We start from the raw sequence: 14,163 nt of genomic DNA on the forward strand, positions 1-14,163 counted from the left end.
CTCCCCCGACGCATGCGCAGATTCCTCTCGACCACCCTCGCCCTGGCCGCCGGCTGCACCGCCGCCGCCCTCGCCTGGGCCGACGAACCCAAGCTCCCGGTGAAGACCGACGACGGCACCATCCTCTACGTGGCGCCCAAGATCGCGCCCACCGAGAAATCGGCCGACACCCTCGGCGCGACCATCGGCGTGCAGCGCCCGAGCGGCGCCACGGCCTATGGCGGCATGGACACCTCGGGCTCGCGCCCGATCTACTCGGTGGGCGGCAGCACCGGCGGCAACACCTCGTTCTCGGCCGGCGTCGAGTCCGACGGCAAGCAGAACAACGGCGTGAAGGCCGGCATCACGATCAAGTACTGAAAAAAAGCCCGGCGCCATCGCTGGCGCCGGGCCGAGAGGGAATGCGCCACGCGCACTCCAGGGGATTCAGAGCTTGGCGATCGACACTTCCGTGGACTTCACCAGCGCGACGACGTCGGAGCCGACCTTGAGCTGCAGCTCGTCGATCGAGCGCGTGGTGATGACCGAGGTCACGATGCCCCAGGCGGTCTCTACATCGACTTCGGAGACGACGTCGCCGCGGATGATCTCGCGGACCTTGCCCTTGAACTGGTTGCGCACGTTGATGGCCTGGATGGACATGATGGTTCCCTTTGGTTGAATGGATGGGTCGGTGAAGGAAGGACGTGGCGCTCAGGCGATCTCGGCCACGTCGTCGAACGCGAGCCGCGGCCCGCGCTCGAAGGTGCCGGCGTGGTCGGCCACGCCGAGGTTGACGAGGAAGTTGGCGCGCCAGCGCCCGTCGGGGAAGAAGGCCTTGTCGACCAGCTCGGCGTTGAAGCCCGACTGCGGCCCGGCATCGAGGCCGAGCGCGCGCGCCGCGAGGATCAGGTAGGCGCCCTGCAGGCTGCTGTTGCGCAACGCCGTGGCCTGCGCCGCCTCGGCGCTCTTCTCGAAGAAGGGCTTGGCGTCGTAGGCCGGGAACAGCACCGGCAGGTGGTCGTAGAAGCGCGTGTCGTGCGCCACGATCACGGTCACGCCCGCGGCCAGCGTCTGCGCGGTGTTGCCCGACGACAGCGCGGGCTTGAGCCTGGCCTTGGCCTCCTCGCTGCGCACGAACACGTAGCGCGCGGGCTGGGCGTTGTAGGCCGTCGGGCCCCACTTCAGCAGCTCGTAGAGCTGGCGGATGGTCTCGTCGCTCACGGGCACCGGCTTGAAGGCATGCACGGTGCGCGCCTTGCGGAACAGCTGGTCGAGCGCGGCGTCCGGAATGGATTGCAGTGTTGTCATGGTTCTGCTTTCGCGCGGCTTCAGGCAGCGGCCGCGGCCAGCGCCTGGTCGAGGTCGGCGCGCAGGTCGTCGATGTGCTCGATGCCGACCGACAGGCGCACGGTCTCCTCGCTCACGCCGGCGCGCGCGAGTTCCTCGGGCGAGAGCTGGCGGTGCGTGGTCGAGGCCGGATGAGTGGCGAGCGAGCGCACGTCGCCGATGTTGACGAGGCGCGTGAACAGCTTCAGCGCGTCGAGGAACTTCGCGCCCGCCTCGCGGCCGCCCTCGATGCCGAAGGTCAGCACGCCGCTGGCCTTGCCGCCCAGGTACTTCCGCGCCAGCGCATGGTCGGGATGGTCCTCGAGTGCCGCGTAGTTGACCCACTTCACCGACTTGTTCGCCTTGAGGTGCCGTGCCACGGCCAGCGCGTTGTCGCTGATGCGCTCCACGCGCAGCGACAGCGTCTCGATGCCCTGCAGGATCAGGAAGGCGTTGAACGGCGAGATCGCGGCGCCGGTGTTGCGCAGCGGCACCACGCGCGCGCGGCCGATGTAGGCGGCCGGGCCGAGCGCGTCGGTGTAGACCACGCCGTGGTAGCTCACGTCGGGTTCGTTGAGGCGCTTGAAGCGCTGCTTGTGCTGCGCCCACGGGAACTTGCCCGAATCGACGATCGCGCCGCCGATGCTGGTGCCGTGGCCGCCGAGGTACTTGGTCAGCGAGTGCACCACGATGTCGGCGCCATGCTCGATCGGCCGGCTCAGGTACGGCGAGGGCACTGTGTTGTCGACGATCAGCGGCACGCCATGGTGGTGCGCGATCTCGGCGATGGCCGCGATGTCGGTCACGTTGCCGGCCGGGTTGCCGAGCGACTCGACGAACACCGCCTTGGTCTTCTCGTCGAACAGCTTCTCGAAGCTCTTCGGATCGCGGTGGTCGGCGAAGCGCGTGGTGATGCCGAACTGCGGCAGCGTGTGGGCGAACAGGTTGTAGGTGCCGCCGTAGAGCGCCGTGCTGCTGATGATGTTGTCGCCGGCTTCCGCGATGGTCTGGATCGCGTAGGTCACGGCCGCCTGGCCCGAGGCCAGCGCCAGCGCGGCGATGCCGCCCTCGAGCGCGGCGATGCGCTGCTCGAGCACGTCCTGCGTCGGGTTGTTGATGCGGGTGTAGATGTTGCCCGGCACCTTGAGGTCGAACAGGTCGGCGCCGTGCTGCGCGCTGTCGAAGGCGTAGGCCACCGTCTGGTAGATCGGCGGCGCCACGGCGCGCGTGGTCGGGTCGGGCGAATAGCCGGCGTGCACCGACAGGGTCTCGAATTTCCAGTGTTGCGACATGCGAAGCCTTTCAGATGGGAGGAAGGAACGCTCAGATCGCCCAGCGCAGTTCGTGCGCGGGCTTGCCGAGCCAGCTTGCTTCGGCGCCGCTTTCAGCCTCTTCGGTTGCCCCGGGCTTTTGCAGCACCCTGTCGAGGATGCGTTTTTCGATGGCCGCGAAGGCCGGGTCGCCCTGCGAGCGCGGACGCGCCAGGGCGATGTTCTCGTCGAGCGCGATGCGCCCGTCTTCGATCAGGATCACGCGGTCGGCCAGCGCCACCGCTTCCTGCACGTCGTGCGTGACCAGGAGCGCGGTGAAGCGGTGGCGCTGCCACAGGTTCTCGATCAGCCGGTGCATCTCGATGCGCGTGAGCGCGTCGAGCGCGCCCAGCGGCTCGTCGAGCAGCAAGAGCCGCGGGTGGTGCACCAGCGCGCGCGCCAGGGCCACGCGCTGGCGCTGGCCGCCCGACAGGCGTGCCGGCCACTCGTTCTCGCGGTCGGCCAGGCCGACCTGCGCCAGCACTTCCTTGCCGCGCGCCCTGGCGTCCTTCGACAGGCCCAGCGTCACGTTGTCGAGCACGCGGCGCCAGGGCAGCAGGCGCGCCTCCTGGAACATGATCCGGGTGTCGTCGTGCAGGCCGCTGACCGGCTTGCCGTCGGTGTAGAGCGCGCCGGACGAGGCGTCCTCGAGGCCGGCGATCAGGCGCAGCAGCGTGCTCTTGCCGCAGCCGCTGCGGCCCACGATGGCGATGAACTGGCCCGGCTCGATCGCGAGCTGCGTGTTGCGCAGCACCTCGCGTTCGCCATAGCGCTTGTGCAGGCCGCGCACTTCCAGGCGCACGCCGCCGGGGATCGCCAGCGGCGCGTCGTTCTGCGGTCGGTCGAGGACGGCACTCATCTCAGGCTCCAGGCTTGAACAGCGCCACGTCGAGCGCATTGATTTTCTTGGGCAGCAGCTTCTCGGCCAGGAAGGCATCGGCGATGCGCTGCTGCTCGCCGAGCACCTCGGGCACCACCGGCCGCACCGCGTAGCTGCGGCGGCCGTTGGCCTGCTCGATGGTGGCGGCGTCGAGGCCCCACACGGGCGACAGCAGCGCAGCCGCCTCCCTGGGGTTCTGCTTGACCCACCTGCCGGTCTTCTCGAGCTCGGCATAGACCACGCGCAGCACGTCGGGCCGCGCCTTCGCGAACTTGGTGCTCGCGAGGTAGTAGCGCTGGTAGGACGCGATGCCCGCGCCGTCGGCCAGCACGCGCACCTTCGACTGGCGCTGCGCGGCGGCGAGGAACGGGTCCCACACCACCCAGGCGTCGATCGCACCCTTCTCGAACGCGGCGCGGCCGTCGGCCGGCGTCAGGTAGGCGGGCTCGATGTCCTTGAACGAGAGGCCGGCCTTGTCGAGCGCGGCGATCAGCAGGTAGTGCGCGCCGGCCGCCTTGGCGAAGCCGACCTTCCTGCCCTTGAGATCGGCCACGGTCCTGAGCGGCGAGTCCTCGCGCACCAGGATCGCCTGCGCCGCGGGCGACGGCGCTTCCTGCGCGATGAAGGTCAGCTCGGCACCGGCCGCCTGCGCGAACACCGGCACGGTGTCGGCCACGTCGGCGCTGATGTCGAGGTTGTCGAGGTTCAGCGCCTCGAGCAGTGGCAGGCCGCTGGTGAACTCGTGCCAACTCAGGGTAGCGTTGAGCGGCGCGAGCTGCTTCTCGAGCACGCCCTGCGCCTTGAGCACGGCGATCAGCGTCGAAGACTTCTGGTAGCCCAGGCGCACGGCGGCGGGCCGCGCGGCCGTGCCCTGCGCGAAGGCGGCGGGCGTGCCCGCCAGGCCGAGCACGCCGGCAGCGCCGAGCGTCGCGATCGCCTGGCGGCGGGAGATGGTCGTGTGCGTCATTGCCCTGCCCTCACTTCGTCGTCTTCTTCTGGTAGCCCGGATGCCAGCGCAGCCACCATTGCTCGAGGCCGCGCGCGAACAGGTCGGCCAGCTTGCCGAGCAGCGCGTACAGCAGGATGCCCACCAGCACGATGTCGGTCTGCAGGAACTCGCGTGCGTTCATCGTCAGGTAGCCGATGCCGGCCTGCGCCGAGATGGTCTCGGCCACGATCAGGATCACCCACATCAGGCCCAGCGAGAAGCGCAGGCCGACCAGGATCGAGGACAGCGCGCCCGGCAGGATCACCTCGCGGTAGAGCTGCCAGCGCGTGAGGCCGTAGGTGCGGCCCATCTCGATCAGCTGCGGGTCGACGTTGCGGATGCCGTGGAAGGTGTTGAGGTAGATCGGGAAGAACACCGACACCGAGATCAGGAACAGCTTGGCCGACTCGTCGATGCCGAACCACAGGATCACCAGCGGGATCAGCGCCAGCGCCGGGATGTTGCGCACCATCTGGATGGTGGAGTCGAGCAGCGTCTCGAAGAACTTCACCGAGCCCGTGAGCAGGCCCAGCGCCAGCCCGGCGCCGCCGCCGATGGCCAGCCCCGCGAGCGCGCGGCCCGCGCTGACCTTCACGTGCGTCCACAGCTCGCCCGACACCGTGAGGTTCCACGCGGCCTTCACCACGTCGACCGGCGCCGGCAGCACGCGGGTGCTGAGCCAGCCCAGCGACGACGCGATCTGCCACACCACGATCAGCCCCACGGGCACCAGCCACGGCACCAGTCGCCTGGCGACATTGAGGCCGAAGCCCCGCAGCGCGGAGCCCGCGCCCTCGGCCGGCGCGACCGCCGGCAGTTCCTGAACCTGTTCCGTCATGGCGTGTCCTTCAGCTTTGCGAGACGAGGCGCGAAGGCGCGTCGAGGTTGGCGACGACCTCGCCGAAGGGCCCGCTCAGCGAGCCACCGGCCAGCCGGGCCTTGGCCTTGCGCGAGAGCAGCGGGAACACCAGCTCGGCGAAGCGGTAGGCCTCCTCGAGGTGCGGGTAGCCCGAGAGGATGAAGCGGTCGAGCCCGAGCGCGGCGTATTCCTCGATGCGCGCGGCCACGGTCTTCGCGTCGCCGACCAGCGCCGTGCCGGCACCGCCGCGCACCAGCCCCACGCCGGCCCAGAGGTTGGGTGCGATCTCGAGTTCGGCGCGCGTGCGCCTGGCGCCGCCCGCATGCAGTGCGGCCATGCGGCGCTGACCTTCGGAGTCCATGCGCGCGAAGGCGGCCTGGGCGCGGATCACGGTCTCGTCGTCGACGCGGCTGATCAGGTCCTCGGCCGCTTTCCAGGCCGCTTCCTCGGTCTCGCGCACGATCACGTGCAGGCGGATGCCGAACTGCACCTGGCGGCCCTGGCGCTCGGCGCGCGCGCGCACGTCGGCGAGCTTCTTCGCCACCTCGGCCGGCGGTTCGCCCCACGTGAGATAGGCATCGACCTGCTCGGCCGCGAGCTCATGGGCCGCGGCCGACGAGCCGCCGAACCACACCGGCGGATGCGGCTTCTGCACCGGCGGATAGAGCAGCTTGGCGCCCTTCACGCTCAGGTGCTTGCCTTCGTAGTCGAAGGCCTGGCCGTCGTGGCTGCGCGCGAGGATCTCGCGCCAGATGCGGATGAACTCGGCCGACTGCTCGTAGCGCGCGGCATGGTCGAGGTAGACGCCGTCGCCCTCGAGCTCGGCCTGGTCGCCGCCGGTCACGAGGTTCACCAGCAGGCGTCCGTTCGAGAGCCGGTCGAAGGTCGCGGCCATGCGCGCGGCCAGGCTCGGCTGATGCAGGCCGGGCCGCACCGCGACCAGGAACTTGAGCTTCTTCGTCGCGCCGATCAGGCTCGAGGCGATCACCCACGGGTCCTCGCACGAGCGGCCGGTCGGGATCAGCACGCCCTCGTAGCCGAGGTGGTCGGCCGCGCCCGCGATCTGCTGCAGGTAGTCGAGGTCGACCGGGCGCGCGCCTTCGCTGGTGCCGAGGTAGCGGCTGTCGCCGTGCGTGGGCAGGAACCAGAAGATCTGCATCACGCGATCCCCGTGGCGGCTTCGAGCACGTTGATCTTCTTCGGGATCAGCTTGAGTTCGAAGAAGGTGTCGGCGATCTTCTGTTGCTCGCCAAGGATGGCCTTGGTGATCGGCGTGGTGCCGTAGGCGGTGCGCGCCACCGTGAGGTCGGCCACCGGCTTGGGCAGGCCCCACAGCGCGGCCAGTTCGGTCGCGAGTTCGCCGCGGTTGGCCGAGCCCCAGGCGTCGACCTTGTTGAGTTCCTCGATCGCGATCGCCACCACGTCGGCGTTCTTCGCGGCGTAGTCGAGCGAGGAGAAGTAGTAGGCGCGGTTGCCCACCACGCCGGTGGCGTCGGCCAGCACGCGTGCCTCGAGCGTCTTCTCGGCCGCGGCCAGGAACGGGTCCCAGATCACCCAGGCGTCGATCGAGCCCTTCTCGAAGGCCGCGCGCGCATCGGCCGGCGGCAGGTAGACCAGGTTCAGGTCGGCATACGAGAGGCCGTGCTTCTCGAACAGCTTGACGATGAAGTAATGGACGTTCGAGCCCTTGTTGAGCGCGATCTTCTTGCCCTTGAGTTCGGCCACCGTCTTGATGGCCGAGCCCTTGGGCACCAGCACCGCTTCCGACTGCGGACGCGGCACCGTGGCGCCCACGTAGGCCAGCGGCGCGCCGGCGGCCTGCGCGAAGATCGGCGGGGCCTCGCCCACGTCGCCGAAGTCGATCGAGCCGACGTTCAGCGCCTCGAGCTGCACCGGGCCGGCCGTGAACTCGGTCCACTTGAGGCTCACGCCCAGCGGCGCGAGGCGCTTCTCGAGCGTGCCGCGGCCCTTGAGGATGTTGAGCAGGCCCTTCTGGTTGCCGATGCGGAACTGGCGCGCGGGCGCCTGCGCCAGCGCACCGAAGGCGGAGGGCAGCGCGATGGCGGCGGCGGCGCCCTGCAGCAGGCGGCGGCGCGGGAGGGAGATGGTGGTCATGGCTGGTGTGGCTTGCGAAAGATGAAGGGGACCGGTGCTCAGGGCTGGGCCGCGACGACGGCGTCGCTGACCTTGATCGGCTTCGGAATCAGCTTGAGCGCGTGGAAGGTGTCGGCGATGCGCTGCTGGTCGGCGGCGACCTCGGGCGTGATCGGCTTCACGTTGAACTCGTAGCGGCGCAGCGCGAGCTCGACCACGTCGACCGGCAGGCCCTGCAGCGGCGCGATCAGCTCGGCCGCCTGGCGCAGGTTCTTCTTGAGCCAGATGCCCTGGGCCACCGAGTCCTCGAACAGGGCCTCGATCACCTTCGGGTTGTTCTTCACGAAGCCGCGCTCGCCCAGGTAGTACTGGTAGTTGCTGACCACGCCCGGCGTGCCGTCGGCGAGCACGCGCGCGCCGGTGGCCTTCTCGGCCGCGGCCTGGAACGGATCCCAGATCACCCAGGCGTCGACGTTCTTGCTCTCGAAGGCGGCGCGGCCGTCGGCCGGTGCCAGGTACACGGGCTGGATGTCGCTGAACTTCAGGCCGTTCTTCTCGAGCTGCTTCACGAGCAGGTAGTGCACGTTGCTGCCCTTGTTGAGTGCGACCTTCCGGCCCTTGAGGTCGGCCACCGACTGGATCGGCGAATCCCTGGTGACCAGGATCGCCTCGGCGCGCGGCGCGGCCGGGTCGTAGCCGAAGTAGACGAACTTGGCGCCCGCGGCCTGCGCGAAGATCGGCGGTGCCTCGCCCACGTAGCCGACGTCGACGGCGCCGACGTTCAGGCCCTCGAGCAGCTGCGGGCCGGCCGGAAACTCGACCCACTTCACGCCCACGCCCAGCGGCGCGAGGCGCTTCTCGAGCGAGCCCTGCGCCTTCTGCAGCACGAACAGGCTGGCCGACTTCTGGTAGCCGATGCGCAGCTCCCTGGCGGCGCCGGCCTTGCCCTGCGCATGCGCGGAAGTGGCGGACAGGAAGCTCACGATCAGTGCGATCGCGGCGACCACGACGATGCTGACGGCGAGGTCGCGCAATGCGCGCCAGAGCGAGCGCGGCGGCACGTCGAGCACGGAGTCTTCGGTGGCAACGGGGTTCATGCGGGGTGGTCCTTGGACTGAATCGAAACTGGAGGCGAAGCCATCCCCGCGCGGCGCACAGCGCCGCGTTCGGAAGGGTCGGGAATGGGATGAAGCGGTGGTGGCGGCCGGGCCGTGCGCCGGCCGGCTTCAGACGCTACATCGCACGCGCGAGAACGGCACCGGCTCGAAGCCGTGTGTCGCCGGCAGCTTCAGCCCCTCGGTGGCCAGCACCTCGACGGCCTCGTTGAGCCGCTCCGCCAGGTCGTTGTGCACCTGGTAGGCGTTCTCGGGCGTCAGCGCGATCTGCGAATCGCTCGCGTAGACGCCCGGCAGGATGTGGCGCGCCGACAGCGACTGCAGCACGGGCCGCAGCGCGTAGTCGAGCGCGAGCATGTGGTGCGGGCTGCCGCCGGTGGCCAGCGGCAGCACCGTCTTGCCCTTGAGCGCGTTCTGCGCCAGCAGGTCGAGGAAGACCTTGAGCACGCCGCTGTAGGCGGCCTTGTAGACCGGCGTGGCCACCACGATGGCGCGGGCCCGCGTCACCTGGGCGATGGCCTGCACGATGGCCGGATGGTTCCAGTCCGCCAGCAGCAGCGCCTGCGCCGGCAGGTCGCGGATCGCGAGCCGATCGATCTGCGCATGGCGCCGCGCCAGGCGCTCGGCCACCGCGTCGAGCAAGGCGGTGGAGCGCGAGGGCGCCGAGGGGCTGCCGGCAATCAGGAGAACGGACACGGAAGGCTTTCGGGTGGCGGTATCGGAAGGGTCGAAGCGAACCGGTCCCTGGCATCCGCCGCAGCGGGCGCCATCGGGGTCGGTCGCAGCGGGGCGACTGCCGCGCTTACTTCTGCTTGGCGGTGTAGATCTGGTCGAACGAGGCGCCGTCGGCGAAGTGGTCCTTGTCGGCCTTGGCCCAGCCGCCGAAGGCCTGGTCGATGGTCACCAGCGTCAGCTTGGGGAACTGCTTCTCGTACTTGGCCTTCGCCTTGTCCGAGGTCGGGCGGTAGAAGTTGCGGCCCGCGATGTCCTGGCCTTCGTCGGAATACAGGTACTTCAGGTATTCCTCGGCCACGGCGCGCGTGCCCTTCTTGTCGACCACCTTGTCGACCACCGCCACGGTGGGCTCGGCCAGGATGGAGATCGACGGCACCACGATCTCGAACTTCTCGGGGCCGAATTCCTTCAACGCCAGGAAGGCTTCGTTCTCCCAGGCCAGCAGCACGTCGCCCACGCCGCGCTGGACGAAGGTGATGGTCGAGCCGCGCGCGCCGGTGTCGAGCACGGGCACGTTCTTGAACAGGTTGCCGATGTATTCCTTGGCCTTGGCATCGCCGCCGTACTTGCGCTTGGCGAATTCCCAGGCCGCGAGGTAGTTCCAGCGCGCGCCGCCCGAGGTCTTGGGGTTGGGGGTGATCACCTGCACGCCGGGCTTGACCAGGTCGTCCCAGTCCTTCAGGCCCTTGGGATTGCCCTTCTTCACCAGGAACACGATGGTCGAGGTGTAGGGCGCCGAGTTGTGCGGCAGGCGCTTCTGCCAGTCGGCCTTGAGCAGGCCGCCGTGGGTGACCAGCGCGTCGACGTCGCCGCCGAGTGCCAGCGTGGCCACGTCGGCGTCGATGCCGTCGATGATCGAGCGGGCCTGCTTGCCCGAGCCGCCGTGCGACTGCTTGATCGTCACGTCCTGGCCGGTCTTGCCCTTCCAGTACTTGGCGAAGGCCTGGTTGTAGTCCACGTACAGCTCGCGCGTGGGGTCGTAGGAGACGTTCAGCAGCGTCACCGGACCGGCGGCGCTGCCCTGGGCGAACGCCGGCAGTGCCGACAGGGCCATGGCGCCGGCCACGCCGGCACCGAGGGAAAGCTTGATAAAGTCGCGGCGGAGGCTCATGGTGTTGTCTTCGAATGGCATATCAATGAAGCTGCGTATTCTCAATACGACATATAGGAACTGGAACGACCAAGTTTTCAGTTCTAAATAGCTAAATCAACTAAGAGCAGCTTTTTCGCGCTCCCCCACCCAAAGGCAATCGACATGGCACGCATGATTCAGTGCATCAAGCTCGGCAAGGAAGCCGAAGGCCTCGACTTCCCGCCCTACCCCGGCGAACTCGGCAAGCGCATCTGGGAGAGCGTCAGCAAGGAAGCCTGGGCCGCCTGGCTCAAGCAGCAGACCATGCTGGTGAACGAGAACCGCCTGAACCTCGCCGACCAGCGCGCCCGCCAGTACTTGGCACGCCAGATGGAGAAGCACTTCTTCGGCGAGGGCGCCGACGTCGCCCAGGGCTACGTCCCGCCGTCGGCCTGAGGCCGCGCAACTACCCGCAGTGACGGCCGAACCGGTCGCCTGGCGCGCGGACGGCACACCGCACAGCGAGCGCTTCGGCGACATCTATCACACGGAGGCCGGCGCGCTCGCGCAGTCGCGCCACGTCTTCCTCGGCGGCTGTGGCCTGCCGGCCGCCTGGGCCGGCCAGCCGCGGTGGCGGATTCTCGAAACCGGCTTCGGGCTGGGTCTCAACTTCCTCGCGACCTGGGCCGCGTGGCGCGCCGATCCGGCACGCCCGCGGCTGCTCCACTTCGTCTCGATCGAGGCCTGGCCGGTCGCGGCCGACAGCCTGCTGCGCGCCGCCGGCGCCTATGAGGAACTCGCGCCGCTCGCGCGCGAGCTGGCCGCGCGCTGGCACGGCCTGCTGCCGGGCTTCCACCGCCTGGCCTTCGACGATGGCCGGGTGCTGCTCACGCTCTGCGTGGGCGAGGTGCAGCCCATGCTGCGCGCCCAGCGCTTCGAGGCCGACAGCCTGTACCTCGACGGCTTCAGCCCGCAGCGCAATCCCGAGATGTGGTCGCCCGAGACGCTGAAGGCGCTCGCGCGCTTCGCGCGCCAGGGCACCCTGCTCGGCACCTGGACCTATGCGCGCGCCGTGCGCGATGCGCTGGCGCAGAACGGCTTCCAGCTCGAACGCCGCCCGGGCCTGCCGCCCAAGCGCGACTGCCTGGGCGCGCGCTTCGCGCCGGCCTGGACCGTGCGCCGGCGCGAGCCGCTGCCCGAGACCGTCGCAACGCCGGGCCGCTGCGCCGTGATCGGTGCCGGCCTCGCGGGCGCGGCCGTGGCGGCCAGCCTCGCGCGGCGCGGCTGGCGGGTCGAGGTGCTCGACGCCGCCGCGCGCCCGGCCGAAGGCGCCTCGGGCCTGCCCGTGGGGCTGCTCGCGCCGCATGTGTCGCCCGACGACGCCCTGCTCTCGCGGCTCACGCGCGCCGGCATCCGCGCCACCTGGAACGAACTGGCGCAGCGCCTCGAAGAAGGCCGCGACTGGCGCGGCACCGGCACGCTGGAGCGCCGGCCCGATGGCGATGTACGCGTGCCCGCGGGCTGGCAGGCCGACGGGCCCAACGAATCCTGGCCCGCGAGCGCCGCGCAGCTCGCGGCCGCGGGCCTGCCGCACGACGCGCCCGCGCTGTGGCATGCGCGCGCCGCCTGGGTGCGGCCGCGCGCGCTGGTCGAAGCCTGGCTGCGCGAGCCCGGCATCGCGTTGCGCGCTGGCTGCCGCGTCGAGCGACTGCAACGCGATCCGGCCACCGGTGGCTGGCGGCTGCTGGCCGAGGACGGTGCCGTGCTGGCCGAGGCGGACCGCGTGGTGGTCGCGATGGGCCATGGCTCGGGCCTGCTGGCGCCGCGCCTGCCGCTGCAGCCGGTGCGCGGCCAGGTGGCCTGGGGCCGCAGCGACGCGGCCGCGCTGCCCGCCGCGCCCGTGAATGGCGACGGCCACCTGATCGCCGGCGTGCCCGAACCCGATGGCGGCGCGCCGCTGTGGCTGGCCGGCGCCACCTTCGACCGCGACAGCCATGACCTGGCGCCGCGCGACAGCGATGCCGAGGCCGTGCGCGAACGCGCCGCCCGGCTGCATCCGGCCAGCGCCGAACAGATCGACCAGGCCTTCTCGCGCGGCGAGGCCCAGGCCTGGGTCGGCGTGCGCTGCGCCTCGGGCGACCGCCGGCCGCTGGTCGGGCCGCTCGGCGATGCGCCCGAGGACAAGGGCCTGTGGGCCTGCACGGCGCTCGGCTCGCGCGGGCTCAGCTTCGCCGCGCTGTGCGCCGAACTGCTGGCCGCGCAGTGGCATGGCGAGCCGTTGCCGCTGCCGGCGGCGCTGGCCAAGGCGCTCGATACGCGGCGCACCGCGCGGGCCTGAGGGCCGCTACACGGCGTCCAGCGCCGGCAGCAGATGGTCGATGCGCCCATCCCCGTAGCTGCGCACCACCTCCGAGATCACCACCCGGTAGCCATCGAGCCAGTTCGCCTGCGCCGCCTTGGCCTGCAGGTGCGAGGGATGCGTCATCAGCGCCTGCAGCGCCTCGAGCGAGCGCCAGTAGTAGACGTTCGACACCAGCCCGCTGGCGCTGTTCTCCCAGCTCTCCTCGCCCAGGTAGCCGGGCAGCGCGCGGGCGGCTTCGGCGATCGCCTGGTCGAGCCGGTGGAAGGCGTCGTCGAACTGGCGGGTGGCGAAGATGAAAGTCGATGCGTACATGGTCCTCCATGGGCGAACGGTGCGGCCACGAAGGCCGAGGGGGCGCGGATTATGCGGCAGTCCGGCGTGTTCGCGGCGTCCGAACGCAAGACAATGCGCGCATGCCCAGCACCCAGTACGACATCCGCCACACCACGATCTACCGCTACAACGAGCCGGTCAGCTTCGGGCTGCATCGCGTGATGTTCCGTCCACGCGACAGCCACGACCTGCGCGTGCTGGCCACCGACCTGCAGGTGAGCCCGGCGGCCCACACGCGGCTGATCCAGGACCCGCATTCCAATTCCGTGGCGCTGGTGCAGCCGATGGGCGAGGCCACCGAGCTGCGCATCGTCTGCTCGTTCACCATCGAGACCGTGCCCGCGGCCGCGCAGGACCAGCTCGCGATCGATCCGGCCGCGGAGTTCCTGCCCTTCGCCTACTCGGTGCAGGACCGGCTCGACCTCGAGCACTACCTGCGCCCGCACCACGACGACCCCGACGGCACGCTGATCCGCTGGGCCCACCAGTTCCTGCACACCGACGAGCCCAACAGCACGCGCGAGGTGCTCACGCGCATGAACGCCCACATCGGCCAGAGCCTCGAGTACCTGGCGCGCGACGAGGAAGGCACGCAGACGCCGCTGGAAACGCTGGCGCTGGGCAGCGGCAGCTGCCGCGACTACGCGCTGCTGATGATGGAGGCGGTGCGCCGCCTGGGCATCGCCACGCGCTTCGTCTCGGGCTACATCTACGACGCCGCGCTCGACAGCACGGTGCAGGCCAAGGGCGAGGCCATGACCGGCGCCGGCACCACGCACGCCTGGCTGCAGGCCTGGCTGCCGGGCGCGGGCTGGGTCGCGTTCGACCCGACCAACAACCTCATGGGCAGCGGCCAGCTGATCCGCGTCGGCGTGACGCGCGACCCGGCCCAGGGCGCGCCGATCGCGGGCAGCTGGTACGGCCCGGCCGAGGCCTACGAGGGCCTCGAGGCCACGGTGACGGTCACGCGCCGGCGCAACTGAGGGCCCCGCTGTCGCGCAGGCGATAGCGGCTACGGGAAAGCCCCCACCTTCCACAGGGGCGGCGCCTCTACGCTGCGCCGCCGGTCCGCGGAAAAGCACGGTCGTGCCAGCCCTCCTGGACACA

Annotated in this window: 16 protein-coding genes; 4 read left to right on the forward strand and 12 right to left on the reverse strand. The window is 70.3% G+C overall.

Translation table 11 applies throughout. From position 1 onward, the window contains the following. The first annotated feature begins 12 nt into the window (after nucleotides 1-12). On the forward strand, nucleotides 13-360 hold the full coding sequence (locus ACEN9J_RS06835; protein WP_057593383.1) for a hypothetical protein: 348 nt from the start codon (nucleotides 13-15) through the stop codon (nucleotides 358-360). Nucleotides 361-426: 66 nt separating this feature from the next. On the opposite strand, the gene ACEN9J_RS06840 is transcribed toward ACEN9J_RS06835, so the two are convergent. The 11 genes from ACEN9J_RS06840 to ACEN9J_RS06890 all read right to left on the reverse strand — a co-directional run bounded on the left by ACEN9J_RS06840 (nucleotide 427) and on the right by ACEN9J_RS06890 (nucleotide 10,400). Then, nucleotides 427-642, reverse strand: coding sequence for a TOBE domain-containing protein (locus ACEN9J_RS06840; protein WP_042579699.1), 216 nt, complete (start codon nucleotides 640-642; stop codon nucleotides 427-429). Between the two features lie 51 nt (nucleotides 643-693). Then, nucleotides 694-1,290 carry a malonic semialdehyde reductase gene (locus ACEN9J_RS06845; protein ID WP_413763658.1) on the reverse strand — a complete coding sequence of 199 codons (597 nt, stop codon included), beginning with the start codon at nucleotides 1,288-1,290 and terminating at the stop codon, nucleotides 694-696. Between the two features lie 20 nt (nucleotides 1,291-1,310). Further along, nucleotides 1,311-2,600, reverse strand: a complete 1,290-nt coding sequence (locus ACEN9J_RS06850) for an O-acetylhomoserine aminocarboxypropyltransferase/cysteine synthase family protein (protein ID WP_057593385.1) — start codon at nucleotides 2,598-2,600, stop codon at nucleotides 1,311-1,313. 31 nt (nucleotides 2,601-2,631) lie between these two features. Continuing rightward, entirely contained in the window at nucleotides 2,632-3,477 is an 846-nt protein-coding gene (locus tag ACEN9J_RS06855; RefSeq protein WP_057593386.1) for an ATP-binding cassette domain-containing protein, read from the reverse strand. 1 nt (nucleotide 3,478) lies between these two features. After that, a complete protein-coding gene (locus ACEN9J_RS06860; protein ID WP_413763659.1) occupies nucleotides 3,479-4,465 on the reverse strand; it encodes an aliphatic sulfonate ABC transporter substrate-binding protein in 987 nt (328 codons plus the stop codon). A 10-nt stretch (nucleotides 4,466-4,475) separates the two neighbouring features. Further along, nucleotides 4,476-5,324, reverse strand: coding sequence for an aliphatic sulfonate ABC transporter permease SsuC (ssuC, locus tag ACEN9J_RS06865; RefSeq protein ID WP_057593388.1), 849 nt, complete (start codon nucleotides 5,322-5,324; stop codon nucleotides 4,476-4,478). Between the two features lie 10 nt (nucleotides 5,325-5,334). Then, nucleotides 5,335-6,504 carry an FMNH2-dependent alkanesulfonate monooxygenase gene (gene ssuD, locus ACEN9J_RS06870; protein ID WP_093341529.1) on the reverse strand — a complete coding sequence of 390 codons (1,170 nt, stop codon included), beginning with the start codon at nucleotides 6,502-6,504 and terminating at the stop codon, nucleotides 5,335-5,337. After that, nucleotides 6,504-7,460 (reverse strand): sulfonate ABC transporter substrate-binding protein, encoded by a 957-nt coding sequence (locus ACEN9J_RS06875; protein ID WP_413763660.1) that lies wholly within the window; start codon nucleotides 7,458-7,460, stop codon nucleotides 6,504-6,506. The genes ssuD and ACEN9J_RS06875 overlap by 1 nt, the downstream gene beginning before the upstream one ends. Before the next feature lie 38 nt (nucleotides 7,461-7,498). Continuing rightward, complete coding sequence (locus ACEN9J_RS06880; RefSeq protein WP_261205931.1) at nucleotides 7,499-8,536, reverse strand: sulfonate ABC transporter substrate-binding protein; 1,038 nt, start codon at nucleotides 8,534-8,536, stop codon at nucleotides 7,499-7,501. Nucleotides 8,537-8,665: 129 nt separating this feature from the next. After that, nucleotides 8,666-9,250, reverse strand: coding sequence for an NADPH-dependent FMN reductase (ssuE, locus tag ACEN9J_RS06885; protein ID WP_057593391.1), 585 nt, complete (start codon nucleotides 9,248-9,250; stop codon nucleotides 8,666-8,668). Nucleotides 9,251-9,356: 106 nt separating this feature from the next. Then, nucleotides 9,357-10,400: a sulfate ABC transporter substrate-binding protein gene (locus tag ACEN9J_RS06890; protein ID WP_057593402.1), complete on the reverse strand. Its 1,044-nt coding sequence runs from the start codon at nucleotides 10,398-10,400 to the stop codon at nucleotides 9,357-9,359. Nucleotides 10,401-10,544: 144 nt separating this feature from the next. On the opposite strand from ACEN9J_RS06890, the gene ACEN9J_RS06895 reads away from it, so the two are divergent. Next, nucleotides 10,545-10,817, forward strand: coding sequence for an oxidative damage protection protein (locus tag ACEN9J_RS06895; protein ID WP_093341520.1), 273 nt, complete (start codon nucleotides 10,545-10,547; stop codon nucleotides 10,815-10,817). Between the two features lie 19 nt (nucleotides 10,818-10,836). After that, complete coding sequence (gene mnmC / locus ACEN9J_RS06900) at nucleotides 10,837-12,699, forward strand: FAD-dependent 5-carboxymethylaminomethyl-2-thiouridine(34) oxidoreductase MnmC (RefSeq protein WP_413763661.1); 1,863 nt, start codon at nucleotides 10,837-10,839, stop codon at nucleotides 12,697-12,699. Nucleotides 12,700-12,705: 6 nt separating this feature from the next. Here the strand turns inward: mnmC and ACEN9J_RS06905 are convergent, their stop codons facing one another. Further along, nucleotides 12,706-13,035, reverse strand: coding sequence for an antibiotic biosynthesis monooxygenase family protein (locus ACEN9J_RS06905; protein WP_261205935.1), 330 nt, complete (start codon nucleotides 13,033-13,035; stop codon nucleotides 12,706-12,708). A gap of 101 nt (nucleotides 13,036-13,136) precedes the next feature. Between ACEN9J_RS06905 and ACEN9J_RS06910 the strand changes: the two genes are divergently transcribed. Next, nucleotides 13,137-14,039, forward strand: a complete 903-nt coding sequence (locus ACEN9J_RS06910; protein WP_057593395.1) for a transglutaminase family protein — start codon at nucleotides 13,137-13,139, stop codon at nucleotides 14,037-14,039. Nucleotides 14,040-14,163: the final 124 nt, after the last annotated feature.

This window comes from Variovorax sp. Varisp41 (genome assembly GCF_047325085.1).
Lineage (GTDB): Bacteria > Pseudomonadota > Gammaproteobacteria > Burkholderiales > Burkholderiaceae_C > Variovorax.

Coding starts and splice junctions, on each gene's coding strand:
- ssuD (WP_093341529.1), bottom strand. CDS start 6,504: ATGCAGATCTTCTGGTTCCTGCCCACGCACGGCGACAGCCGCTACCTC.
- ACEN9J_RS06860 (WP_413763659.1), bottom strand. CDS start 4,465: ATGACGCACACGACCATCTCCCGCCGCCAGGCGATCGCGACGCTCGGC.
- ACEN9J_RS06835 (WP_057593383.1), top strand. CDS start 13: ATGCGCAGATTCCTCTCGACCACCCTCGCCCTGGCCGCCGGCTGCACC.
- ACEN9J_RS06890 (WP_057593402.1), bottom strand. CDS start 10,400: ATGAGCCTCCGCCGCGACTTTATCAAGCTTTCCCTCGGTGCCGGCGTG.
- ACEN9J_RS06855 (WP_057593386.1), bottom strand. CDS start 3,477: ATGAGTGCCGTCCTCGACCGACCGCAGAACGACGCGCCGCTGGCGATC.
- ACEN9J_RS06880 (WP_261205931.1), bottom strand. CDS start 8,536: ATGAACCCCGTTGCCACCGAAGACTCCGTGCTCGACGTGCCGCCGCGC.
- ssuC (WP_057593388.1), bottom strand. CDS start 5,324: ATGACGGAACAGGTTCAGGAACTGCCGGCGGTCGCGCCGGCCGAGGGC.
- ACEN9J_RS06895 (WP_093341520.1), top strand. CDS start 10,545: ATGGCACGCATGATTCAGTGCATCAAGCTCGGCAAGGAAGCCGAAGGC.
- ACEN9J_RS06910 (WP_057593395.1), top strand. CDS start 13,137: ATGCCCAGCACCCAGTACGACATCCGCCACACCACGATCTACCGCTAC.
- ACEN9J_RS06905 (WP_261205935.1), bottom strand. CDS start 13,035: ATGTACGCATCGACTTTCATCTTCGCCACCCGCCAGTTCGACGACGCC.
- ACEN9J_RS06840 (WP_042579699.1), bottom strand. CDS start 642: ATGTCCATCCAGGCCATCAACGTGCGCAACCAGTTCAAGGGCAAGGTC.
- ACEN9J_RS06845 (WP_413763658.1), bottom strand. CDS start 1,290: ATGACAACACTGCAATCCATTCCGGACGCCGCGCTCGACCAGCTGTTC.
- ACEN9J_RS06850 (WP_057593385.1), bottom strand. CDS start 2,600: ATGTCGCAACACTGGAAATTCGAGACCCTGTCGGTGCACGCCGGCTAT.
- ACEN9J_RS06875 (WP_413763660.1), bottom strand. CDS start 7,460: ATGACCACCATCTCCCTCCCGCGCCGCCGCCTGCTGCAGGGCGCCGCC.